This is a genomic window from Staphylococcus sp. MZ3 (genome assembly GCF_018622755.1).
Taxonomy (GTDB): domain Bacteria; phylum Bacillota; class Bacilli; order Staphylococcales; family Staphylococcaceae; genus Staphylococcus; species Staphylococcus aureus.
Map to the genome: position 1 here is coordinate 1,513,100 of NZ_CP076026.1, position 24,470 is coordinate 1,537,569.

23 protein-coding genes and 1 other RNA gene are annotated in these 24,470 nt (G+C 32.0%); 2 read left to right on the top strand and 22 right to left on the bottom strand.

The genetic code is table 11. The features are described 5' to 3' along the window. Positions 1-55: 55 nt before the first annotated feature. The 6 genes from KI230_RS07200 to KI230_RS07225 all read right to left on the bottom strand — a co-directional run bounded on the left by KI230_RS07200 (position 56) and on the right by KI230_RS07225 (position 3,350). Positions 56-1,201, bottom strand: coding sequence for a THUMP domain-containing class I SAM-dependent RNA methyltransferase (locus tag KI230_RS07200; protein ID WP_214958244.1), 1,146 nt, complete (start codon positions 1,199-1,201; stop codon positions 56-58). A gap of 208 nt (positions 1,202-1,409) precedes the next feature. Beyond that, positions 1,410-1,789: RNase P RNA component class B (gene rnpB / locus KI230_RS07205), an RNA gene on the bottom strand. Between the two features lie 62 nt (positions 1,790-1,851). Next, complete coding sequence (gene gpsB, locus KI230_RS07210; RefSeq protein ID WP_001286320.1) at positions 1,852-2,196, bottom strand: cell division regulator GpsB; 345 nt, start codon at positions 2,194-2,196, stop codon at positions 1,852-1,854. Positions 2,197-2,209: 13 nt separating this feature from the next. After that, complete coding sequence (locus KI230_RS07215; RefSeq protein ID WP_000241308.1) at positions 2,210-2,773, bottom strand: SLOG family protein; 564 nt, start codon at positions 2,771-2,773, stop codon at positions 2,210-2,212. After that, positions 2,766-3,116: a YppE family protein gene (locus KI230_RS07220; RefSeq protein ID WP_001000805.1), complete on the bottom strand. Its 351-nt coding sequence runs from the start codon at positions 3,114-3,116 to the stop codon at positions 2,766-2,768. Before KI230_RS07220 ends, KI230_RS07215 begins: the two co-directional genes overlap by 8 nt. A gap of 54 nt (positions 3,117-3,170) precedes the next feature. Further along, positions 3,171-3,350 (bottom strand): hypothetical protein, encoded by a 180-nt coding sequence (locus tag KI230_RS07225; RefSeq protein WP_001788819.1) that lies wholly within the window; start codon positions 3,348-3,350, stop codon positions 3,171-3,173. Between the two features lie 305 nt (positions 3,351-3,655). Here KI230_RS07225 and recU point away from each other — a divergent pair, with 305 nt between their 5' ends. Together recU and KI230_RS07235 are read left to right on the top strand one after the other, a co-directional pair. Then, positions 3,656-4,282, top strand: coding sequence for a Holliday junction resolvase RecU (gene recU / locus KI230_RS07230; RefSeq protein WP_001108889.1), 627 nt, complete (start codon positions 3,656-3,658; stop codon positions 4,280-4,282). Then, positions 4,279-6,462 carry a transglycosylase domain-containing protein gene (locus KI230_RS07235; RefSeq protein ID WP_000138343.1) on the top strand — a complete coding sequence of 728 codons (2,184 nt, stop codon included), beginning with the start codon at positions 4,279-4,281 and terminating at the stop codon, positions 6,460-6,462. Before recU ends, KI230_RS07235 begins: the two co-directional genes overlap by 4 nt. A 564-nt stretch (positions 6,463-7,026) precedes the next feature. Here KI230_RS07235 and KI230_RS07240 read toward each other — a convergent pair. The 16 genes from KI230_RS07240 to aroC all read right to left on the bottom strand — a co-directional run bounded on the left by KI230_RS07240 (position 7,027) and on the right by aroC (position 24,305). Further along, entirely contained in the window at positions 7,027-7,368 is a 342-nt protein-coding gene (locus KI230_RS07240; protein WP_000182026.1) for a YpoC family protein, read from the bottom strand. Positions 7,369-7,372: 4 nt separating this feature from the next. Next, positions 7,373-8,032: an endonuclease III gene (gene nth / locus KI230_RS07245; RefSeq protein WP_000253765.1), complete on the bottom strand. Its 660-nt coding sequence runs from the start codon at positions 8,030-8,032 to the stop codon at positions 7,373-7,375. Then, positions 8,022-8,708 carry a DnaD domain-containing protein gene (locus tag KI230_RS07250; RefSeq protein ID WP_045177479.1) on the bottom strand — a complete coding sequence of 229 codons (687 nt, stop codon included), beginning with the start codon at positions 8,706-8,708 and terminating at the stop codon, positions 8,022-8,024. Before KI230_RS07250 ends, nth begins: the two co-directional genes overlap by 11 nt. 328 nt (positions 8,709-9,036) lie before the next feature. Next, on the bottom strand, positions 9,037-10,329 hold the full coding sequence (gene asnS, locus KI230_RS07255; RefSeq protein WP_000858789.1) for an asparagine--tRNA ligase: 1,293 nt from the start codon (positions 10,327-10,329) through the stop codon (positions 9,037-9,039). Positions 10,330-10,650: 321 nt separating this feature from the next. Further along, the gene (locus KI230_RS07260) at positions 10,651-13,344 is read right to left on the bottom strand and encodes an ATP-dependent DNA helicase DinG (protein ID WP_001837941.1); all 2,694 of its coding nucleotides are present in this window, start codon (positions 13,342-13,344) and stop codon (positions 10,651-10,653) included. Positions 13,345-13,367: 23 nt separating this feature from the next. Next, positions 13,368-14,339: a biotin--[acetyl-CoA-carboxylase] ligase gene (locus KI230_RS07265; protein WP_000049914.1), complete on the bottom strand. Its 972-nt coding sequence runs from the start codon at positions 14,337-14,339 to the stop codon at positions 13,368-13,370. Next, the gene (locus tag KI230_RS07270; protein WP_045177480.1) at positions 14,326-15,528 is read right to left on the bottom strand and encodes a CCA tRNA nucleotidyltransferase; all 1,203 of its coding nucleotides are present in this window, start codon (positions 15,526-15,528) and stop codon (positions 14,326-14,328) included. Before KI230_RS07270 ends, KI230_RS07265 begins: the two co-directional genes overlap by 14 nt. Positions 15,529-15,532: 4 nt before the next feature. Continuing rightward, positions 15,533-16,675: an N-acetyl-alpha-D-glucosaminyl L-malate synthase BshA gene (gene bshA, locus KI230_RS07275; protein WP_000690025.1), complete on the bottom strand. Its 1,143-nt coding sequence runs from the start codon at positions 16,673-16,675 to the stop codon at positions 15,533-15,535. 243 nt (positions 16,676-16,918) lie between these two features. Beyond that, on the bottom strand, positions 16,919-17,236 hold the full coding sequence (locus tag KI230_RS07280) for a nucleotide pyrophosphohydrolase (protein ID WP_000839926.1): 318 nt from the start codon (positions 17,234-17,236) through the stop codon (positions 16,919-16,921). 335 nt (positions 17,237-17,571) lie between these two features. Then, positions 17,572-18,252 carry a zinc metallopeptidase gene (locus KI230_RS07285; protein ID WP_001827022.1) on the bottom strand — a complete coding sequence of 227 codons (681 nt, stop codon included), beginning with the start codon at positions 18,250-18,252 and terminating at the stop codon, positions 17,572-17,574. 71 nt (positions 18,253-18,323) lie between these two features. Further along, entirely contained in the window at positions 18,324-18,911 is a 588-nt protein-coding gene (locus tag KI230_RS07290) for a DUF1405 domain-containing protein (RefSeq protein WP_000154685.1), read from the bottom strand. After that, positions 18,901-19,476 carry a YpiB family protein gene (locus KI230_RS07295; RefSeq protein ID WP_000005212.1) on the bottom strand — a complete coding sequence of 192 codons (576 nt, stop codon included), beginning with the start codon at positions 19,474-19,476 and terminating at the stop codon, positions 18,901-18,903. Before KI230_RS07295 ends, KI230_RS07290 begins: the two co-directional genes overlap by 11 nt. A gap of 13 nt (positions 19,477-19,489) precedes the next feature. Next, positions 19,490-20,734: a tetratricopeptide repeat protein gene (locus KI230_RS07300; protein ID WP_000389534.1), complete on the bottom strand. Its 1,245-nt coding sequence runs from the start codon at positions 20,732-20,734 to the stop codon at positions 19,490-19,492. Between the two features lie 6 nt (positions 20,735-20,740). Next, complete coding sequence (gene aroA / locus KI230_RS07305; protein WP_000245899.1) at positions 20,741-22,039, bottom strand: 3-phosphoshikimate 1-carboxyvinyltransferase; 1,299 nt, start codon at positions 22,037-22,039, stop codon at positions 20,741-20,743. A 9-nt stretch (positions 22,040-22,048) separates the two neighbouring features. Continuing rightward, positions 22,049-23,113, bottom strand: coding sequence for a 3-dehydroquinate synthase (gene aroB / locus KI230_RS07310; RefSeq protein ID WP_045177482.1), 1,065 nt, complete (start codon positions 23,111-23,113; stop codon positions 22,049-22,051). Between the two features lie 25 nt (positions 23,114-23,138). Further along, complete coding sequence (gene aroC, locus KI230_RS07315; RefSeq protein ID WP_001269921.1) at positions 23,139-24,305, bottom strand: chorismate synthase; 1,167 nt, start codon at positions 24,303-24,305, stop codon at positions 23,139-23,141. Positions 24,306-24,470: the final 165 nt, after the last annotated feature.

Below are 24,470 nucleotides of genomic sequence, written 5' to 3' on the forward strand. Positions count from 1 at the left end.
CCTATTATCATGAGAACTTAATTATTACTAATTTTAGTCACGCATTAGAAACACTTTAGTTTTCAATAGTTTTACGTTCTGTCTTTTTACCCCAGTATTGATAATAAGTACATTCTATATATCCATTAAATAACTTACGTCGCTTTGTTGCTTTACGATCTACTAAATATTCAAATTCTTTATTACTTGTTAAAATGTATGTAGATAAAAATGGATGTTGTTTCATTAGTTTACCAATATAACGGTACATTTCTTCAACTTCTTCACGATCACCAATACGTTCACCATATGGAGGATTTCCAATTAACGCCACCGGTTCTTCTGTATCAATTGTTAATGTATTGACATCTTTTACACTAAATTTAATAATATCAGACAACCCAACTTCTTCAGCGTTACGCTTAGCAATCTCTACCATTTCTGGATCAATATCAGAAGCATATACTTCGATTTCTTTATCATAATCAGCCATCTTATCCACTTCATCACGGTAATCATCATAAATATTTGCTGGCATGATGTTCCATTGCTCTGATACGAACTCGCGATTAAAACCAGGTGCGATATTTTGAGCAATTAAACAAGCTTCTATAGCTATTGTACCCGAACCGCAAAATGGATCAATTAAAGGTGTATCACCTTTCCAGTTTGCAAGACGGATTAAACTTGCTGCCAACGTTTCTTTAATTGGTGCTTCACCTTGTGCTAATCTATATCCACGTCTGTTCAAACCAGAACCTGATGTGTCTATAGTCAATAATACATTATCTTTTAAAATGGCAACTTCAACAGGGTATTTGGCACCTGATTCATTTAACCAACCTTTTTCGTTATATGCGCGACGTAATCGTTCAACAATAGCTTTCTTAGTTATCGCCTGACAATCTGGCACACTATGTAGTGTTGATTTAACGCTTCTACCTTGAACTGGGAAGTTACCTTCTTTATCAATTATAGATTCCCAAGGGAGCGCTTTGGTTTGTTCGAATAATTCGTCAAACGTTGTTGCGTTAAAACGTCCAACAACAATTTTGATTCGGTCTGCTGTGCGCAACCATAAATTTGCCTTTACAATTGCACTTGCGTCTCCTTCAAAAAATATACGACCATTTTCAACATTTGTTTCATAGCCTAATTCTTGAATTTCCCTAGCAACAACAGCTTCTAATCCCATCGGACAAACTGCAAGTAATTGAAACATATATGATTCTCCTTTTATACAGGTATTTTATTCTTAGCTTGTGTTTTTTATACATTTCCAACAAATTTAATCGCTGATACATTAACGCATCCGCTTACTATTTTAAAACAAGGCAGTGTCATTATATCAAGACAAGGCGTTAATTTTAAGTGTTCTTTTCATGAAAAAAGCTCTCCATCATCTAGGAGAGCTAAACTAGTAGTGATATTTCTATAAGCCATGTTCTGTTCCATCGTACTCATCACGTGCACTAGTCACACTGGTACTCAGGTGATAACCATCTGTCTACACCACTTCATTTCGCGAAGTGTGTCTCGTTTATACGTTGAATTCCGTTAAACAAGTGCTCCTACCAAATTTGGATTGCTCACTCGAGGGGTTTACCGCGTTCCACCTTTTATATTTCTATAAAAGCTACGTCACTGTGGCACTTTCAAATTACTCTATCCATATCGAAAGACTTAGGATATTTCATTGCCGTCAAATTAATGCCTTGATTTATTGTTTCATCAAGCACGAACACTACAATCATCTCAGACTGTGTGAGCATGGACTTTCCTCTATATAATATAGCGATTACCCAAAATATCACTTTTAAAATTATAACATAGTCATTATTAGTAAGACAGTTAAACTTTTGTATTTAGTAATTATTTACCAAATACAGCTTTTTCTAAGTTTGAAATACGTTTTAAAATATCTACATTATTTGAAGATGTATTTGTTGTTGTATTATTCGAAGAAAAACTTTTATTGTCCTGAGGTCTTGATGTTGCTACACGTAGTCTTAATTCTTCTAATTCTTTTTTAAGTTTATGATTCTCTTCTGATAATTTTACAACTTCATTATTCATATCGGCCATTTTTTGATAATCAGCAATAATGTCATCTAAAAATGCATCTACTTCTTCTCTTCTATAGCCACGAGCCATCGTTTTTTCAAAATCTTTTTCATAAATATCTTTTGCTGATAATTTCAATGAAACATCTGACATTTTTTCCACCTCATTAGAAACTTTGATCTTCAGACCACTGTAAGTCATTGATGAATGCTGTTAATTCATCGAACGTCACAATATCACAAGTATAGTTTGTTTTATCCATAAAATCAACTAACATCTGCTTGAAGAACTTAGGACTTGCCTCTTGTTCCTCATCATAAATGAGCAATGTTTGATCCGAATGTTCAAGCATAAATTGATCTGCTTGTTTAAATTGAAAAGGACCCTGATACGACGTATGAAAAATACTATCAACATAATCTGCATGCTTAATTATGTTGGCATACTTACTTTGATTATGTTCATTCCACTTTTCTGTATGTCCTTGGAACGGTGTAATTACAGCAAACTTTAACGAATCATATGTTCGTTGTAATTCAATAACAACTTCTGCAGTCCATAATTCTATACCCATTTGCCCTTGTATTAACACCCATTCTAATCCTTCATCCAACAGTTGTTCAATTTTATGTTTTATAAATTGTTTTAAATAATGTACTTCAGGTGCGTCATCTTTAAAAATGTTTAATTCGAATGATTTGTAACCTGTTACATAAACTGTTTTAACCATGAGTACCCTCTTTTGTTACGCCATCTAATATATTTTGTAAATCATATTGAACACTTTTAAGCTTTTCTATAAATAACTTTCGACTTGTTCGCTTAAAATGACATTCGACAGAAAGTTGTTCAATGTTAGCAATCAGTAGCTCAAATTTCCTTGAATTCATATAAGGTACTTCTATAATAAATTCACGATGTAATTTGATCTCATTGAGCATGCTATCAATATGTTCAGTATATGGCTTTACAGTTTGGTAAAAATCATGATCTTGTTGTTGTGATTTCACATTTTCAAAATTTTGTTGCATGTTGTTAACTTCATAAATTAGTGATTCGACTACATCATTCATGAGGACGCCTCCTACATTTTTTAATTTATCACAATATACTGTATTCGTCATGTTTTAACACTCTATATAATTTGATTTAACTATTTTTTCAAATGTGTTATCTGTTAAATCAAGTAAATCTAAAAACTTCCTATATAAATACAAAATTTTATCGTGTATGTTGTTATACGATGAAAATACTTTTAATCTAATAAAATCATTTAAATCAAATACACCTCTGCTGATTAACAACACATACTTGTACTTGCCTCAAAAATAAAAATTACTGATCATGATTTGACTTTTATAACAAAATTCAAAAATATTGTAATGAGTATTCATTTTTATAAGCAAAACTTTTCAATTAATTAAAATTGTGTGTAAAATTCCAACATTAACGGTAAATGTATTATAATATTATTGTGTTAATGCTGAAATCACGTTAAAATAAGCTTTGGTGTATTGTGTCTTTCGCATTTATACTAATTTAAGTTTGGTGTTTCACTATAATGTTGTGTATAATAAACAACGTTTACTACCAAACTTGTGTGGTGAAATTTATGAATTATCCAAATGGTAAACCATATCGTAAAAATAGTGCTATAGACGGAGGGAAAAAGACCGCTGCCTTTAGTAATATTGAGTATGGTGGACGTGGTATGTCACTTGAAAAAGATATCGAACATTCAAATACGTTTTATCTTAAAAGCGACATTGCAGTTATTCACAAAAAGCCTACGCCAGTACAAATAGTTAATGTCAACTATCCTAAGCGGAGTAAAGCTGTGATTAACGAAGCTTATTTTCGTACACCTTCAACAACTGATTACAACGGCGTTTATCAAGGTTATTATATTGATTTTGAAGCAAAGGAAACTAAAAACAAGACGTCCTTTCCTTTAAATAATATTCATGACCATCAAGTCGAACATATGAAAAATGCATATCAACAAAAAGGTATTGTGTTTTTAATGATTCGTTTTAAAACGCTAGATGAAGTTTATCTTTTACCCTATTCAAAATTCGAAGTATTTTGGAAGAGATATAAAGATAATATTAAAAAGTCTATAACAGTTGATGAAATACGAAAAAATGGTTACCATATTCCTTATCAGTATCAACCAAGATTAGACTATCTAAAAGCAGTTGATAAGTTGATATTAGATGAAAGTGAGGACCGCGTATGACGGAAAACAAAGGATCTTCTCAGCCTAAGAAAAATGGTAATAATGGTGGGAAATCCAACTCAAAAAAGAATAGAAATGTGAAGAGAACGATTATTAAGATTATTGGCTTCATGATTATTGCATTTTTCGTTGTTCTTTTACTAGGTATCTTATTGTTTGCTTATTATGCTTGGAAAGCACCTGCTTTTACCGAAGCTAAATTACAAGATCCGATTCCTGCAAAGATATATGACAAGAACGGAGAACTTGTTAAAACATTAGATAATGGCCAAAGACATGAGCATGTAAATTTAAAAGACGTGCCGAAATCAATGAAAGACGCAGTACTTGCAACTGAAGACAATCGTTTCTACGAACATGGCGCACTTGATTATAAACGTTTATTCGGTGCAATTGGTAAGAACTTGACTGGTGGATTTGGTTCTGAAGGTGCCTCAACATTAACACAACAAGTTGTTAAAGATGCATTTTTATCACAACATAAATCTATTGGACGTAAAGCTCAAGAAGCATACTTATCATATCGTTTAGAACAAGAGTATAGTAAAGATGATATCTTCCAAGTATATCTAAATAAAATTTACTATTCTGATGGCGTAACAGGTATTAAAGCTGCTGCTAAGTATTACTTTAATAAAGATTTAAAAGATTTAAACTTAGCGGAAGAAGCTTATTTAGCCGGTTTACCTCAGGTTCCAAACAACTATAATATTTATGATCATCCAAAAGCTGCTGAAGATCGTAAAAACACTGTTTTATACTTAATGCATTATCATAAACGCATTACAGATAAACAGTGGGAAGATGCTAAGAAAATCGATTTAAAAGCGAACTTAGTAAATCGTACTGCTGAAGAACGTCAAAACATTGATACAAATCAAGATTCTGAGTATAATTCATACGTTAACTTTGTAAAATCTGAATTAATGAATAATAAAGCATTCAAAGATGAAAATTTAGGTAATGTATTACAAAGTGGTATTAAAATTTATACAAACATGGATAAAGATGTTCAAAAAACATTACAAAATGATGTTGATAATGGTAGCTTCTACAAGAATAAAGACCAACAAGTTGGTGCAACGATTCTTGATAGTAAAACTGGTGGTTTAGTTGCTATATCTGGTGGACGTGATTTCAAAGACGTCGTTAACAGAAACCAAGCAACAGATCCTCACCCTACTGGTTCATCTTTAAAACCTTTCTTAGCGTATGGACCTGCCATTGAAAATATGAAATGGGCAACAAACCATGCGATTCAAGATGAATCTTCATATCAAGTTGATGGTTCTACATTTAGAAACTATGATACGAAGAGTCACGGTACTGTATCTATTTATGATGCTTTACGACAAAGTTTCAATATACCAGCTTTAAAAGCTTGGCAATCAGTTAAGCAAAATGCTGGTAATGATGCACCTAAGAAATTCGCTGCCAAACTTGGCTTAAACTACGAAGGCGATATTGGTCCATCTGAAGTACTTGGTGGTTCTGCTTCAGAATTCTCACCAACACAATTAGCATCAGCATTTGCTGCAATCGCTAACGGTGGTACTTATAACAACGCGCATTCAATTCAAAAAGTAGTTACTCGTGATGGTGAAACAATCGAATACGATCATACTAGCCATAAAGCGATGAGTGATTACACTGCATACATGTTAGCTGAGATGCTAAAAGGTACATTTAAACCATATGGTTCTGCATATGGCCATGGTGTATCTGGAGTAAATATGGGTGCTAAGACAGGTACTGGTACTTACGGTGCTGAAACTTATTCACAATATAATTTACCTGATAATGCAGCGAAAGACGTGTGGATTAACGGCTTTACACCTCAATACACTATGTCAGTGTGGATGGGCTTCAGTAAAGTTAAACAATATGGTGAAAACTCATTTGTGGGACATAGCCAACAAGAATATCCACAGTTCTTATATGAAAATGTGATGTCAAAAATTTCATCTAGAGATGGCGAAGACTTTAAACGTCCTAGCTCAGTAAGTGGTAGTATCCCATCAATCAATGTTTCTGGTAGTCAAGATAACAACACTACAAATCGTAGTACACACGGTGGTAGTGACACATCAGCAAACAGCAGTGGTACTGCACAATCAAATAACAATACTAGATCTCAACAATCTAGAAACAGCGGTGGATTAACAGGTATATTCAACTAATCCACACAACATAAAATCCTCAGTTATACCATATTTATGGCGTAGCTGAGGATTTTTTAGGTTCTTCATCTTTTATGGTGGGAAGGTAAAACTTCCTGCTTTTTTTATAAGTATTCATACGCTATTGCTATATTAGTAGAAACCTTAAAATCAGTCATTCACATACATTTTGAAACATCTAAATAGTTTTTCATATTCACATCTTTAGCTATGTAAAATTATTGAATTTGAATAAGTGGTTGTTCCCATTTTTAAAATTATGATTATATTTTCTCATAGTCATCTTAGACGCTGTTTTAAATTGATATGTTTATCAATTCCCTGTTTACGTTAATCAGTGAAATATCAAGATGTTTGCAACATATTTTCACAATCATAAATATAAGAAATCCACCTACGATTCGAAATAGATATCTTAAAGCATACCTCAAGATATCCATTATGATGTAGATGGACAGTTTTTATATTAAGACGTTGTAATGACACGACACCTAACATAAATACAAATATGTGTGCATGAATTAGTTTTATATATTTTCAACATTAGGAAATGATCAATCTTGTCTATACCTGCTTATTCTTTAACCTTGTTTGATAACTAGCATTCATTTTAATCAATTCAGTTTTAAAGGTCTTCATTTGTCGATAGCCCATAAAATGATATTTACGTTCAATCATATAATCATATCTTTCTTTAAAATTCATTGGCACAACAGGATATTGATTTAATTTATCAAAATCAATATTGCCAGTTATGTCATTAACCTGCTTAAAATAATCAATAATTTTACTATGGTATTCATCCAAGTAGGGCTTTGCTTCACTAGAACCTAATGTCTTATTTTTGGCAAATACATCAATCTCTTGTTCTAAATTATCAAATACCTCTTTTGTAATATTTGTCATGTTATCACGCTTCTTTCAAACTAGCTTTATAACGTTTTTGTCCTTCTCTACAATCTTCTAATAGTGGACAAATATCGCATTTAGGTTTTCGGGCTAAACAGTGGTATCTTCCAAAGAAAATGAGTTGATGATGGCTCCTATTCCATCTATCTCTAGGTATGACAGAACATAAACGGTCTTCTACCTGTCTCACATTATCTTTCCAACGATTAATACCTAAGCGTTTAGAAACACGTTCTACATGCGTATCAACAGCTAATGAAGGTTCATCAAATGCTACACTCATGACTACATTAGCAGTTTTACGTCCTACACCTGCTAAACTTTCTAATTCCTTATGTGTTTGTGGTATTTCTCCATTAAATTGATCAATCAAAGATTGACAAAGTTTCTTAATATTCTTAGCTTTGTTACGATACAAACCGATAGAACGAATATCATTCATAAGTTCTTCATCACTGACTGCCAAATAATCTTCAGGCGTTTTGTATTTTTTAAACAGCTCAGTTGTTACTCTATTTACTAGAACGTCTGTACATTGCGCTGACAATAATACAGCAATAGTTAATTCGAACGGATTATCATGTTTTAATTCACATTCTGCATCCGGAAACATATTTGCTATAACATCAATCATTTCTAATGCTTTTTTCTTACTTACCATCAAGGTTCTCCCCGTTTAACCAATCAAATTTAGGTACCGTTTTAACTGTGTGCGTCATTTTCGGTTTATTAAATTTTTCTCTTATTTTTCTAGAATCGTCAATTGTTTTGACATTGTTTTTCTTCCAATTAAGTAAAATACGATCCATATATTTAAAGCTAAGTTTATTCAAACTATTCGCCTCGTCTAATGCCGCTTGTATAATTTCACTATCGTGTTTATCAACATCAATCCATTGATTTAACGTTTCTATTTCATATGGAGATAACGGCCTTGCAAATGTATCCTCTAAAACTCTAAATAATTGTTTAAATTTTTCTTTACTATTTTGCTCTTTCGTTTCCATACTTTGTTGCTTCAATATATGACTTAATTTTTCGAAAAAAGGATCTAGATTCATATATTCGGTAAATCTACCTTCTTCATCTTTTTGAACTTGTAATTCTAGCAATTCACGTTGTATCAAATTTTGAATAACCATTGTAATATCTCGTGGTTGCATAGTTGAGCCCTTCTGAAGTAATTCAATTGAAGGCTGTTTATTTGATGTTTCGGAAGCATAAATCAATTTAAGCAAAATGACTAAATCTTGCTCATCTAAACCTAAGTCACTGTAATGGTCTAATAATTCTCTTCGTATCACTACAGGTCTTGCTTTTAATTGATATTTATCCATGTTCGTGCCCCCTTTTAAATTTAACCATTACTTAATAGTATAAATCATTTTCTTTAATTTTCGACTAAAATGCTTAATATATTTAACTAGTAGCAAACAAATTTTAAATAACAGTAATTTTTTAAACCTAGTTTTTAACAATGAACTTTATGTATAATCAGATGAGCTATTTATTTTCCAAATCTAGTTACTAAACAAAAGTTTGTTCATGATTAATATAAGCCGTTATCAATCTTCATTTTCCAAGCATAAATCGCCCAGCTATTAATATAGGCTGGACGATTCTTTTTATTATCATAATATAAATTTTAAGTAACGATCCTAAAACTTATGGATATAAACGGTTTAATAATCTTGGGAATGGCGCAGTTTCACGAACGTGTTCAACACCAGAAATCCATGCTACTGTACGCTCTAAACCTAAACCAAATCCACAGTGTGGCACACTACCATAACGACGTAAGTCTAAGTAGTAACTATATGCTTCTTCGTCTAATCCATGTTCTTTAACGCGTTGTTCTAACAATTCTAAGTCATCCACACGTTCAGATCCACCAATAATTTCACCGTATCCTTCAGGTGCAATTAAGTCTGCACATAATACAGTTTCTTCATTTTCAGGATTTGGTTGCATATAGAAAGGCTTAATTTTAGTTGGATAATTAGTAATAAACACCGGTAAATCATAATGATTAGCAATGGCTGTTTCATGTGGCGCACCAAAATCTTCGCCCCATTCAATATCATCAAAGCCTTCTGCTTTTAAGAATTCAATTGCATCATCATATGAAATTCTAGGGAATGGTGTCGCAACTTTTTCAAGTTTTGATGTATCACGCTCTAAAATTTTCAACTCTAGTTTACAATTTTCTAAAACTGATTTTACAACATGTGTTACATATTGTTCTTGAATTTCTAAACTTTCAGCATGATTTGTGAAAGCCATTTCCCCTTCAATCATCCAGAACTCGATCAAGTGTCTACGTGTTTTTGATTTTTCAGCTCTGAAAGTTGGACCAAATGAAAATACTTTTCCGTGTGCCATAGCTGCAGCTTCTAAGTATAACTGACCACTTTGAGATAAAAACGCATCTTGATCAAAGTATTTAGTATGGAATAATTCACTTGTACCTTCTGGCGCACTTGCTGTCAAAATTGGTGGATCAACCTTTGTAAATCCATCTTTGTTGAAAAATTCATACGTTGCACGAATAACTTCATTTCTAATTTTCATTACAGCATGTTGTTTTTTAGAACGTAACCATAAATGACGGTGATCCATTAAGAATTCTGTACCATGATTTTTAGGTGTAATCGGATAGTCATGCGCTTCTGAAATAACTTCAATTGATTTCACTTGCATTTCGTATCCTAAGTCAGAACGATTATCTTCTGTAATTGTGCCTGTAACGTATAGAGATGATTCTTGAGTAATTTCTTTCGCAAGTTTGAATACCTCTTCATCAACTTCTGATTTAACTACTACGCCTTGCATAAAGCCTGTTCCATCACGTAATTGTAAAAAGGCGATTTTACCACTTGAACGTTTATTTGTTAGCCAAGCACCAATTGTAACGTCTTGGTTTAAATGATCTTTCGCTTGTTTAATCGTTGTTTTCATAACCATTCTCCTATTTATTTTTTCGTTATACAATACTCATTCATTTTAACAAAATCCGCTTTCAAGTTCTAGAACTAGACTAAAAGATAACGTGTAAATGGTAATGATTTAAGCACAGATTTGAACATTAATTCATATTAAGACAATACAATCATCAGTTTCAGACAAAATATATAATAAAGCCTCAATATTATTAGTATGAAGGTTGTTTTTTGTGCTAACATTCAAGTTTAATTATAAAACTCAAATTTTGACGACCAAACAAAAATTCTTGTAACAGAACATAGCACATGTCATGTCACAAGAATTTTACTTTGTATTTCACTTTTTCTTTTTTTGAATTTGTCTTAATAATTTTCCAAACTGTTGAATGTCGCCTTTTTTCTGACGATAATTTTCAAGTGTTTGTTCAAAAAAGTTTTTATAATTACTGTTTATGAGTCGATCATCAAATGAAACTATTATGCCGCGATCATTTTCATTTCTAATTAATCTTCCAAGTCCTTGTCTAAAACGTGTAACTGCATCAGGTAATACATATTCCTTGAAAGTTGAAGTGAATTCAGAATCCATAAGCCAATATTTTGCATTATGCTTGTTCATAAACGGTAACTTCGCTATCATCACACATTTAATACCATTTGCTTGAAAATCAAAGCCTTCAAAAAATGTTGACGTACCAAGCAGTACGGCCTTATCAAAATTATTAAACTGTTGTACTATTTTATAATTTTGGTTCTGCTGTTGTGTTAATACAACATAATCTTCAAATTCTGGCAATTCATTTAGCATATCTTGTACCATATGCATCATTTTATAACTCGTAAATAAGACTAAACATTTTGATGACGTTATAGTCGTATATTCAATAATATAGCTTACAATCGATGCTACATACTCATCTATATTTTTATATTGATAAGATGCTACATCACTCGGTATAAATACACTTGTATTTTTTGCACTTTGTAACGACGTGTTAACTTCAAATGTATTAAAGTGAACATCTTTGTTGAATAACTGTTTAAAAGCTTCAAACGAATGATTAAATTTTAAAGTACCAGATATAAAAATGAGTGATTTAAATTTTTCCAATACTTGTTTCGTTAATACATCTTTTACAGCGTAATCTTTCACATATAAACGTATTGTTGATTTTTGAGATAAATTTTTAATCGAAATGAAACTAGTATGTCCAGCTTTTAAACTTTGTTCGATATTTTTAAATTTATCTTTTAAATACAACAACTGTTTCCGTAATGATTTAACTGTTTTATGACTAATGCCATTGAATATTTCTAGCGTTTTATTTAACTTATCGATAATTGCATGTAAATCCTTCAAAATGTCTTTTGTTTCAAAAGTAAATACATTATGGAAGCGATGAATATCATCATCATAAACATCAGAATCATTGATAATCGTAAATATCGTCGAGAACAATTGCTCATTTAACTCATGAATCTCATTCATACTAGCCTTCAAGCCAAAAATATCAATTGGTGCAATATCTAATTTTTCCAAAATTCGCTGCTTTTCCAGTTGATCGATTGCCTTTAACAATTTTTCATTTTCGTTTTTACCAATCAAACCAAGCTGATATTTAATATCAGCATAACTCAACTCATTTGTCACTTGATTTAAGGCATAGTCTGGTAAGCGATGTGCTTCATCCACTATACAATCATCAAACAATTGATATATTGAATTTTCAACATCAGAATGAATTAAATGTGCATGATTTGTAATACCAATTTGAATGTTCTGTGCATTTCGCTTAATAAAATTATAATAATGAACATCGTGACGTGCCGGTACATATGTTTCAATTTTCTGGTCAAAATACATCTTTTGACCACCTTTTAAATTTAATTCCTGTATATCTCCGGACGGCGTCTCTGTAATCCAAATCAACAATTGCATTTTCAAGATATTCACTTCGTAATTACTTGTGTCATCTTTTAAAATTTGACTAATAAGTCCCAATGAAATGTAATCACTTTTACTTTTAATCAATAGTGCATTAATTTTAAAATTTAACGCTTCATTCATTGCTGGAATATCTTTTTCTAACAATTGACTTTGCAGTAATTTAGTATTGGTAGAAATCATGACATGCTTCCCAGTTTCAATATTATACATCAAGGCCGCAAGTAAATATGCTAATGATTTACCACTGCCTAGTGATGCTTCAATCATTGCTTTTTCACTATGCATGAGCTGATCTAATATAGTTTCCGCTAAATATAATTGTTGCGGTCGATATGTTAAGCCAAGTTGATCTACAGCTTTGCTATATAAAGACTTCAAGCTGCCATTATAATTTGTTGTCGGCTTTTTAAAATCAACTTGCTTACGATAGATAATCTGTTCGAACTTTTCGTACGATTTATCCAATGGCTTTGCATCATATTGCCTAACCATCTCAAAGAAAATATCATACAAATCGTATTTCAACTGTTTACTTAAATAATATAATTGCTTCAAAGTATCTAACGGTAACTTTTCAAATTTTTCAAAAGCTAATATCATCAATTTAGCAGTAGTAGCGGCATCTTCGTCAGCTCGATGGGCATTTGCTAAGGTAATACCATGTGCCTCTGCTAATTCACTTAATTGATAACTTTTATCTGTAGGAAAAGCTATTTTAAAGATTTCTAGTGTATCTATAACTTTTTTGGGACGATATTGAATATTACAATCTTTAAATGCCTTTTTAATAAAATTTAAATCAAAATCTACATTATGAGCGACAAAAATGCAATCTTTTATCTTATCGTAGATTTCTTGTGCAACTTGATTAAAATATGGCGCTTGTTGTAGCATATTTTCTTCAATGGATGTTAACGCTTGAATGAACGGCGGAATCTCTAAATTTGTTCTAATCATAGAATGATATGTATCAATAATTTGGTTATTGCGCACAAACGTTATACCAATTTGAATGATATCGTCAAAATCTAATTGGTTGCCTGTTGTTTCCAAATCCACAACGGCATAGGTTGCCATACCCATAGCTATCTCTCCTTGCTTTAGTGTTAAAAATCTATATCTGCACTAATTAAACGGTGTGATTCACCCGCTTCATCTCTAACAATTAGATAGCCATCGTAATCTAAATCAATTGCTTGTCCTTTAAACTGTTTATCATTTTCTGTAAATAGCAACGTTCTATTCCAAATATTAGAAGCTGCAATATATTCTTCACGAATTTCAGAAAAAGGTAACGTTAAAAATTGATTATATCTTTTTTCAATTTCTTCAAGTAATATTTCTAAAAATTGATATCTATCTAATTTATTTTTATCATGTAATTGTATACTTGTTGCTCTATGTCTAATACTTTCATCAAAGTCTTCTAGTTGTTGCGTCAAATTAATACCTATACCACATATTATTGCTTCTATACCATCATTATTAGCAACCATTTCAGTTAAGAAACCACACACTTTACCATTATCAATATATATATCATTCGGCCATTTCACTTTGACTTCATCTTGACTAAAATGTTGAATCGCATCTCTTATCCCTAATGCAATAAATAAATTAAATTTAGATATCATTGAGAATGCAACGTTAGGTCTTAACACGACAGACATCCAAAGTCCTTGCCCTTTTGAAGAACTCCAATGTCTATTAAATCGCCCACGACCTTTAGTTTGTTCATCACTCAAGATAAAAAATGAAGATTGATTTCCAACAAGTGACTTTTTCGCAGCAAGTTGTGTAGAATCTATTGAATCGTATACTTCACTAAAATCAAACAAAGCAGAACTTTTTGTATATTGGTCTATTATACCCTGATACCAAATATCTGGGAGTTGTTGTAATAAATGCCCTTTATGATTTACTGAATCAATTTTACATCCCTCTAACTTTAATTGGTCAATCACCTTTTTTACTGCAGTGCGTGAAATATTAAGTGATTCCGCAATGCTTTGTCCAGATATATAATTCGGTTTATTTTTATAGAGTAATTGAAGTACATCTTGACTATATTTTGACATGATTATCCACCCATTTCAAAATTTCAGTTTCTTCGTTGCTTACTTTACCTGTTACAATCGCTATCTCAATTTGTCTTAGTACATCTTTTAACCACGGACCACTTTTGGCATTTAAATGTGCCATAAGTACACCGCCATTAACCATCATGTCTTTTCTATTATGCATAGGTAAACGATGTAATGTTTCATTAATCGTTTGAAGGTTAACGATTAATGGTTCATGTCCTTGAATATCATTTGCCTTTAACACGTCTGCTGCAACCATTACATTTTTAATGAGATTCGTATCATAATCATAAACAAACATTTTTAATTGTTCTTTTGTAATAATACTTGGTAATGCATTCATAATTTGAATATATTGATTGATATCTTTTACTTGTCGGTTACTTAGCTTTAAAGGCTTCAATGAGTAATTAATATCAAATTTAACTGATGCTATAGCAATCAACAATTCTAAATCAATTGCTTCAGTCACATTAATTTGATTCATATCAAGATGTTCGAAATATGGCATATAATTAAATGCTTTCAGCGATTTTAAATGATTAAAACTCTTTTCAACATTAATACCTCGCATTAATTTAGTTAGTTCAATCACTATACGCTCAATTGATAAAAATTTAATATCTGCCATTTGTGTACGCATCGCTTCGAATGTTTCCGTTGCAATATCAAATGATAATTGTGACTGGAATCTTAAACATCGAATCATACGTAAAGCATCTTCTTGGAATCGTTCCTCAGCTATACCTACAGTTCTTATTATTCGATTATTAATATCTTGTTGACCATCAAAATAATCATACAATTTGTATGTTGTATCCATTGCTATCGCATTCATCGTGAAATCTCTTCGTTGCAAATCTTCGTATAAATCCCGAACAAATGTAACACCACTTGGTCTACGGTGATCGACATAATCTTCTTCAGCCCGGAATGTTGTCACTTCATAATTTTCATCATTAAAAACTACATTTATCGTGCCATGTTCTTTACCTACAGGTATCGTATGACTAAAGATAGATTCTATTTCATCTGGCGTTGCACTTGTTGTGATATCTATATCATGAATATTTCTTCCCATGACATAATCTCTTACAGAGCCACCTACATAATATGCTTCAAAACCATTGTCTTGAATTTGTTCTAATATAGGCCTTGCCTGTTCAAATAATGATTTATCCATATTATTACTCGCCTTTACTTTTGTTATGCTCATTTAGCATTTTTTGATAATAATACTCATATTGATCTGTAATGAGTTCTGATCCAAAACGTTCAGCAATATCTGCTAGCATGTTTTTCTGAAGTTTGTTGTATAACGCCTTATCTTCAAGTAATCGGATAGCATAGTCACTCGCTGAATCACAATCACCCACATCTACAACAAATCCAGTTTCACCATGTTTAATAACCTCTTTAATTCCACCGGCATTTGAACCAATTGGAACGACGCCTGTTTTCATAGCCTCAAGTAAAGTTAGTCCAAAGCTTTCTTTTTCACTTAATAATAATACTAAGTCAGATAATTGATAAAATTCACTTACGCAATCTTGTTTCCCTAAAAATAAAACATCCTCTTCTACGTTTAACTCTTTCGTCAATTGACGCATTGGCACTAATTCAGGACCATCACCAAGTAAAATTAATTTACTAGGTATCTTTTCACGTACTTTTGCAAATGTTTCTATAATAGTATCTATGCGTTTTACTTGTCTAAAATTCGATACATGTATTAACACTTTTTCATCTGGTGCTATACCAAATTGTGATTTTAATGCTGTGTTATGTTTAGTTGGAAACTCATTTTCACGTACAAAATTATAAATCGGTATAATCTCTTTGTTAGTTTCAATAATTTCATGTGTTTCTTGCGCTAAAGATTTACTCACACTTGTCACAATATCACTTTTTTCAATGCCAAATTTAATTGCACCTTGGAGTGAATGATCATAGCCCAAAACAGTAATATCAGTACCGTGTAACGTTGTCATAATCTTTATATCTTTACCTGACATCTCACGAGCTAAAATCCCACAAATTGCATGAGGTACAGCATAGTGCATATGCAACAAATCAAGATCATATTCTTTAATAACTTCAGCGATTTTAGTACTTAACGTAATATCATACGGTGGATATTGAAATACTGCATATTGATTCACTTCAACTTGATGAAAAATCATATTCGGTAATGGTTTTCTTATTCTAAATGGGATATTTGAAGTGATAAAATGTACTTCGTGACCTCGCTCTGCTAATTTAATTCCTAATTCTGTGGCAATAATTCCAGAACCACCCATGGACGGGTAACATGTTATACCTATCTTCATTCGCTTGCCCATCCTTTCTTTCTATTTCTCTTTCTATTATTCTCGATGCGTAGATAATTGTTTAAATTTAAGTTTATAGTAATGTTGAGTTTATAATTTCAAATATCTAAAAAACAGGTGTTGTATATATATTCATTTATCTAGTTATATTTACTTTAAAAATAATATGATTTCATGCGATGCAATTCATTGATGGATGTTTTTAATCTTAATCAAATCCAAATAAAGCATATATTTTTATATTCACTTTCTTTCGAATCGATTTTTATCTCTTGTATTAAACTTTTCCATAGTTTCATTAAAGCTCTCTGTCATATCTATTCCCATTGAATTCGCTAAACATAACAACACAAATAAATTATCACCTAATTCTGCTTTAATCGTATTTGCTTCCTCTGAATCTTTCTTCTTTTTTTCACCATAGGTATGATTTATTTCACGTGCAAGTTCGCCCACTTCTTCAGTCAATCTAGCTAAGTTAGCTAATGGTGAAAAATATCCTGTTTTAAATTGTCCAATATATTCATCAACTTCACGTTGCATTTCTACCATTGATTTCATTTCTACGTTCTCCTTATATTGCATTTCTAATATAGTATATATCAATTTGAAGTCTCATGCATGTTTAGTGCAATCTACTGACTCTAGCTAAACTAGATGACAAGTTGTTTATTTTAGAAGTTTAATAATTCAGTTTATATAAATGTAATGCATTCCTAACTAAATTAAATCAATTGAAATTGGGATTATAACTTTATGATTCGTACCACTACAATAAAATAATATAATGAATAATCTACCATTAGAAAAATAAGCACAAAAAAACTAGCAATCACACAAAATGTGATTAGCTAGTTAATAAGTGTCTAATTTAAGTTAATTGTTAATCTATAAGATTAATCACTTGAACGCGCAATCAAAATAATACGTACAAGCTCTGCTACAGCGACAGCAGTTGCTGCAACATAAGTCATTGCTGCTGCAGATAATACTTTACGCGCATGCTTGTATTCCTTTTCATTTACAATGTTCAATGCCGTAATTTGTTTCATCGCTCTTGAACTCGCATCAAACTCAACTGGTAACGTAACAATTGAGAATAATACCGCTAATGACATTAAACCAGCACCAATCCATAAAGCAGTTGAACCAAATGCACTACCTATCGCTGTTAAGATAATACCTAACATGATGATCATATAACTTAATGAACTCCCTAGGTTTGCAACAGGTACTAATGCTGCTCTGAATCTTAAGAACCAATATCCTTGGTGATCTTGAATGGCATGACCAACTTCGTGGGCTGCAATTGCAGTTCCAGCAACTGATGGTCTGTCATAGTTTGCAGGAGATAGTGAAACAACTTTCTTTTTAGGATCGTAATGATCTGTTAAGAATCCTTCACCTTTAACAACTTCGACATCATAAATACCGTTTGCATGTAAAATTTCTAATGCAACTTCACGACCCGTTTTACCACTAGTTGATCTAACTTGTGAATATTTCTCATAGTTAGATTTAACTTTGTGTTGTGCCCATAAAGGAAGCACCATTAATATTACGAAATAAATTATCATAGTAAAAATTGAAGACAATAAACTCACTCTCCTTTATAAATATTTTACTGTCATTTGCCGTTTTTATCAAATCATTTACACTTTAATAATTTGTTTAATTCAATATAAAGCAAAAGTCCAAAAACACTTAGACAACATGATAATACACCAATTTGCCACACATGTGTAGTTATAAAATCATAATATGGAAATTGAAGGTGAAAATAGTCAATATAATCATTCAAAAATACCCAAATCATCGCTACACTGATTCCAATCATAGAACGTTTAAACCTAGGATAGAAGTAAATTGCCTGAATAGCCATTATACTGTGGGAAAACATTAATACCAAACCATTTACTGTAATATCACCTTGTTCAATAATAAATAATATATTCATTATAACTGCCCAAATCCCATATTTGAATAATGTTACAAATGCCAGTGCATCGATAATACTATTTTGTTTTTGAATTAATATCAATGTGATAGAAATAACTAAGTATAATATTGCAGTTGGGCTATCTGGAACAAAAATCTTAAAATGCCACGGCGTATGACTTAATTGTTCACCATACCATATATAACCATAAATCATCCCTAATATATTACAAATGAGTAGCATCATTAACCAAGAACGTTGATAAAGTGTATATTGCCAAAATGTATTAATCGTCATCTGCTAAGTCCTCAAATTGATTATGTTTATTTACTAGCTTGAGTGTATTTAAAATTTGCGTTAGTTGATAAAAACGTTGCTTTTCATTCATCTGTAAACTTAAATCAATATTATGTAGCAAGTAATCTATTAATAACGCATGTTTATGCCGATCTATAGCCATACTATTTAAGTCATGAAGATAAGTTTGATAACTGGGCGATTCCGTTAGTTGAGCAACTATTAAATCATCTAGCCTTTGCTCACGCTTTGACACGTTTGCGAAGTGAATTTGAATATCAAAAGCACAGTTATGATTAGCGATATAATCAAATATTTCATTTGTATTCATTAACTTTATATTACGCTTAGTAAATTGAATTGCAGAAGCGTGACTTCCCACTTCTGCAATTTCTAATGTTTCATGATGATTAATTTTTGTATCTACAAAATGAATGTTTGCCAATTTCGCCTCATTCACTTTTATATAGTTAAGCACCCAAACTGCAATACGCGACTTAAATCGATATTGAAAAAGTAAATATTCAATAAAACTTTCTTTAATTTGATTGAGTGTCTCTGACATCAAATACCCCATTTTAAGATTGCAATCTTGATAATTCGTCATGCCAATTTTCGTTACTTGGTTCTAGTTCCAACAATTGATTTAAAATAGTAATTGCTTGTTCCTTTTGACCAATTTCAATTAAATAGAAATAATAATCACTCATAAAATCAATATTTGTTTTCATCGTTGGATATGCTAATTCAAAGAAATGTTGAGCTTCTTTATCTCGCTCTTCTTGACCATAGGCGAACGCTAAATGCCACATGAATGTAGGATCCAAATCTTCTTCATCTACATATGTTAATAATTCAATGATTGCTTCATAATCTTCTTCATTACGATATAAATCGCTTAAAATCAATAAAGGTTCTTGGTAAGCATTATCAACCTCTAATGCTTGTTTTAACAATAATACACCTTCATTAGCATCGCCGTGTTCTATTTCCAAACATCCAGTTGTATACATTAACTCTTTATAAAATTGACTTAGTCGTAATCCTTCTTTACCCGTCTCAATGGCATCTGGATAATTTTTTTCATTTTCATATAATGATTGTAAATACAAGTAGCCTTGAATATAATCAGGATCTTTAGAAAGTAATGTAGTCATTATTTTAATTGCTTCTTGAGTGATGTCATTTTTATCGTAAGAAATGGCTTTTTTGAGATAATCTTCTGAAGTCATTTCATCTTCATTAATTTCATCGTATAAGCGAATCGCATCACTATAGTTACCACTTTGTAAACTACAATCTGCCATACGAGAGAATAAGTTTACACCATTAACTTGATATTCACCAGTTTCTAAAACGGTTTCGTATTCAGAGGTAGCACGTAAATATTGACCATCATAATATAACATTTCAGCCAATGCAAAATGGATTATTGGATCATTTGGCTCTAGTTCAAGTGCTTCTTGTAATTTATCAATAGCAACTTCCATCATATTAATTTGTTGATATAAATCTGCTTCTAACATCAACTTTTCAGGTGATGGTTCAACATAACTTAAATATTCTAACGCTTCGTCAGTTTGATTTTCAGACATTAAACCTTCAATAAAATAAATCAGCAATTCACTTTCGTCTGGATATTTTTGATATAACACGCGGAATACTTCCAAACCTTGTGGCATTAATCCAAAATTGTAAAGTGTCTCTCCTAGAATAAATAATGCGTCATCGTTGTCAGTAGTTATTGCTTCATTAACACGAGAGTCTAAATTTTCTAGTTTTTGTAGATTGATATCGTCTATTAATTTATAGATATCTTCCATTTTATATTATCCCTCATTTTCTAAAAGCTTTAGTTTTGGTAAAAATCCTGGAAATGATACATTTACAGCATCAAATTGTTTGATTTTGACAGGCTCGCTTGAAAGTAGAGAAGCAACTGCAAGCATCATTCCTATTCGATGATCAGTTAAACTATCAACTGTTGCATTTGTTTTAAATTCTGACGGATGAATAATCAATCCATCATTAGTTGGTTGTAATTCAAACCCTAACAAGTTTAACATATCAGCCGTTGTATCAATTCTATTTGTTTCTTTTACTTTTAATTCCTCGGCATCTTTAATTGTACTCGTGCCAACTGCTTGTGTACAAAGTAATGCTATTACAGGCAGTTCATCAATTGCTTTTGGCACTAATTCTCCTTCGATTGTTATTGGTTGAAGCATTGGTGTGTATTGAATACGAATAGAAGCAGTAGGTTCAGCACCAGTTGTTTGATTGAAAAGTTGGATATTACCGCCCATTTTTTCAACAATATCAATAATACCTGAACGTGTTGGATTGATTCCAATATTATGAATCGTTACATCACTTCCTGGTGTGATAAGTGCTGCAACAATAAAGAACGCTGCAGATGAAATATCGCCAGGAACATGAAAATCTGCAGGTTTAATATGTTGAATGGCATCAGGGGTTGTAGTTATTGATAACCCTTCTGCTTCAATTGGAATATTAAAATGTTTGAACATCGTCTCAGTATGATTTCGACTTACATCTAATTCTTTAATGATGGTCGGTTCCTTAGAAAACAAACTTGCAAATAAAATGGCACTTTTTACTTGTGCACTTGCAACTTCCATTTGATAATTTATACCTTTTATGACAGATGGCTTAATAATTAATGGTGTATAATTATCTTCAATACCTTCAATATTCGCATCCATAAGTTTCAATGGTCTCAAGACACGATCCATTGGCCTTTTACCAATTGAAACATCGCCAGACAAAACACTTTCAATACCTAAACCACTTAACAAACCTGCCAATAATCGTGTTGTCGTACCAGAATTACCTGTATACAATACTTGATGTGGCGTGTTAAAAGATTGATATCCTGGGGAAGTCACAACTAATTTTTCATCATCTTCTTTGATTTCTACACCTAACAGTCGGAAAATGTCCATCGTACGACGACAATCTTCGCCAAGTAGTGGCTTATATATAGTAGATACACCTTCAGCTAGCGACGCCAACATGATTGCACGGTGTGTCATTGACTTATCGCCCGGCACTTCTATTTCGCCCTTTAACGGACCTGAAATATCAATGATTTGTTCATTTACCATTTCATTCACCTACTTAAAATATGTTTTTAATTGTTCACATGCATGTTGTAATGTTAGTTGATCAACATGTTGTACAACGATATCACCAAATTGTCTAATCAAGACCATTTGTACACCTTGCTTATCATTCTTTTTATCACTTAGCATATATTCGTATAACGTTTCAAAATCCAAGTCAGTTATCATGTCTAAAGGATAACCGAGTTGTATTAAATATTGAATATAATGATTAATATCATGCTTAGAATCAAACAAAGCATTCGCAACTATAAATTGATAGATAATGCCAACCATCACTGCATGACCATGAGGTATTTTATGATAGTATTCAACAGCATGCCCAAATGTATGACCTAAATTTAAAAATTTACGTACACCTTGTTCTTTTTCATCTGCAACAACAATATCCAACTTCGTTTCAATACCTTTAGCAATATATTTATCCATACCATTTAATGATTGTAATGACGCTCGATCTTTAAAATGTTGCTCGATGTCATGTGTAGCAGATTTACCATTTAATAAGGCATGCTTATATACTTCCGCATAGCCACTCAATATTTCATCAAATGGCAAAGTATTTAAAAAGTCTAAGTCATAAATTACAGCATCTGGACGATAAAATGCACCGATAAGGTTTTTACCTTGTTTTGAGTTAATACCCACTTTACCGCCAACACTAGAATCATGCGCCAAAATCGTTGTAGGAACTTGTATAAAATGGACACCTCTTAATAGTGTTGCTGCTACAAATCCTGCAAAATCTCCTGTCGCACCACCACCAACAGCTATAATCGCTGTATTACGCGTTACATGATGTGACAAAATGTATTCTAATGTTTCTTGATATTGCTCAAATGTTTTCGTCTTTTCACCAGCTGGAATAATGACTTTATGCACATTTTCATATGATAAAATATCATCAAATTTATCAGCAAAATATTGATTTACATGCTCGTCAATTAATATAAAACTTTGATCAAACTGATCAATATACGTGCTAATATGGTCAATTGCACCATGTTCAACAAATATTGGATAATTGTTTGAAGGATAGGTTGTTTGTAATTTCATGATCACACCTCAATTGTTCTCGTTGTTAAAACTCAACATTTAATTGTCTGCGGTCAGCAATTTGTTGTTGAAGTTGTTCAATATGGTTTGATTGAAACTCTTCAAGTAATGCTTTCGCTATTTCAAATGCAACAACGTGTTCACACACGATACTTGCTGCAGGTACAGCACAACTATCAGAACGTTCAATTGTTGCCTTAAAGTCTTCTTTAGTATTTATATCAACTGAATTTAATGGTTTATATAACGTAGGAATAGGTTTCATTACACCATTTACAATAATTGGCATACCATTTGACATACCACCCTCTAAACCACCTAAATGATTAGATCCACGATAATAACCAATTTCACTATTATATAGAATTTCATCTTGAATCTCACTACCTGGCTTTTCAGCTGCTTTAAATCCTTCACCAAAGCTTACACCTTTAAAAGCATTTATGCTGACAACACCTTGTGCAATCTTACCATCTAACTTACGATCATAATGCACATAACTACCAACACCAACAGGCATATTTTCAACTACAACTTGAACGACACCGCCAATTGAATCTCCTTCATTTTTAGCTTCGTCAATTTTATCTCGCATTGCTTGTGCGATACTGTCATCAATTACACGAACATCATTACGATCAAGATTTGCTTTAAATGTTTCTGAATCATAAAAATCTTTATCTTTAATTCCACCTATTTCAACAACACGACTGTATATATCGATATCTAACTGTTGTAATAACACTTTACATAAGGCACCGACTGCAACTCGAGCTGCTGTTTCTCTAGCAGATGATCGCTCTAGCACATTTCGTAAATCACGATGATTATATTTCATACCTCCAACCAAATCTGCATGACCAGGTCTTGGTTTTGTAATAGTACGTTTCATATTTTCACGTTCTTCTTCACTTATTGGAGCTGCTCCCATAATTTTTCTCCAATGCGTAAAGTCATCATTGGTTACAACCATAGTAATTGGACTACCTAATGTATAACCATTTCTAACGCCTGATACTATTTCTACTGTATCTTTCTCAATTTGCATGCGTCGGCCACGACCATAACCCCCTTGACGCTTGAACATTTCTTTATTAATATCTTCAACTTTAATTTCTAAATTTGCTGGTATACCTTCGACAATAACTGTTAATTGAGGTCCATGTGATTCTCCTGAAGTTAGATATCTCATACACACTCGCTCCTTTCATACTTCCGCAATAACATTATAATATGTTGTTAATCTTATCACATTCATTGTGGATTCATAAATGTTTGTTTTCAAGCTTAATTAAGAAAATGGATGACATCTCATTTTAAATGTCAGAATTATCTTAATATTAAACGAACTAAAATT

Bases quoted from the DNA above. Each gene is read 5' to 3' on its own strand.
- KI230_RS07200 (WP_214958244.1), bottom strand. From the start codon at position 1,201: ATGTTTCAATTACTTGCAGTTTGTCCGATGGGATTAGAAGCTGTTGTT.
- gpsB (WP_001286320.1), bottom strand. From the start codon at position 2,196: ATGTCAGATGTTTCATTGAAATTATCAGCAAAAGATATTTATGAAAAA.
- KI230_RS07215 (WP_000241308.1), bottom strand. From the start codon at position 2,773: ATGGTTAAAACAGTTTATGTAACAGGTTACAAATCATTCGAATTAAAC.
- KI230_RS07220 (WP_001000805.1), bottom strand. From the start codon at position 3,116: ATGAATGATGTAGTCGAATCACTAATTTATGAAGTTAACAACATGCAA.
- recU (WP_001108889.1), top strand. From the start codon at position 3,656: ATGAATTATCCAAATGGTAAACCATATCGTAAAAATAGTGCTATAGAC.
- KI230_RS07235 (WP_000138343.1), top strand. From the start codon at position 4,279: ATGACGGAAAACAAAGGATCTTCTCAGCCTAAGAAAAATGGTAATAAT.
- KI230_RS07240 (WP_000182026.1), bottom strand. From the start codon at position 7,368: ATGACAAATATTACAAAAGAGGTATTTGATAATTTAGAACAAGAGATT.
- nth (WP_000253765.1), bottom strand. From the start codon at position 8,032: ATGGTAAGTAAGAAAAAAGCATTAGAAATGATTGATGTTATAGCAAAT.
- KI230_RS07250 (WP_045177479.1), bottom strand. From the start codon at position 8,708: ATGGATAAATATCAATTAAAAGCAAGACCTGTAGTGATACGAAGAGAA.
- asnS (WP_000858789.1), bottom strand. From the start codon at position 10,329: ATGAAAACAACGATTAAACAAGCGAAAGATCATTTAAACCAAGACGTT.
- KI230_RS07260 (WP_001837941.1), bottom strand. From the start codon at position 13,344: ATGGGTATGGCAACCTATGCCGTTGTGGATTTGGAAACAACAGGCAAC.
- KI230_RS07265 (WP_000049914.1), bottom strand. From the start codon at position 14,339: ATGTCAAAATATAGTCAAGATGTACTTCAATTACTCTATAAAAATAAA.
- KI230_RS07270 (WP_045177480.1), bottom strand. From the start codon at position 15,528: ATGGATAAATCATTATTTGAACAGGCAAGGCCTATATTAGAACAAATT.
- bshA (WP_000690025.1), bottom strand. From the start codon at position 16,675: ATGAAGATAGGTATAACATGTTACCCGTCCATGGGTGGTTCTGGAATT.
- KI230_RS07280 (WP_000839926.1), bottom strand. From the start codon at position 17,236: ATGAAATCAATGGTAGAAATGCAACGTGAAGTTGATGAATATATTGGA.
- KI230_RS07285 (WP_001827022.1), bottom strand. From the start codon at position 18,252: ATGATAATTTATTTCGTAATATTAATGGTGCTTCCTTTATGGGCACAA.
- KI230_RS07290 (WP_000154685.1), bottom strand. From the start codon at position 18,911: ATGACGATTAATACATTTTGGCAATATACACTTTATCAACGTTCTTGG.
- KI230_RS07295 (WP_000005212.1), bottom strand. From the start codon at position 19,476: ATGTCAGAGACACTCAATCAAATTAAAGAAAGTTTTATTGAATATTTA.
- KI230_RS07300 (WP_000389534.1), bottom strand. From the start codon at position 20,734: ATGGAAGATATCTATAAATTAATAGACGATATCAATCTACAAAAACTA.
- aroA (WP_000245899.1), bottom strand. From the start codon at position 22,039: ATGGTAAATGAACAAATCATTGATATTTCAGGTCCGTTAAAGGGCGAA.
- aroB (WP_045177482.1), bottom strand. From the start codon at position 23,113: ATGAAATTACAAACAACCTATCCTTCAAACAATTATCCAATATTTGTT.
- aroC (WP_001269921.1), bottom strand. From the start codon at position 24,305: ATGAGATATCTAACTTCAGGAGAATCACATGGACCTCAATTAACAGTT.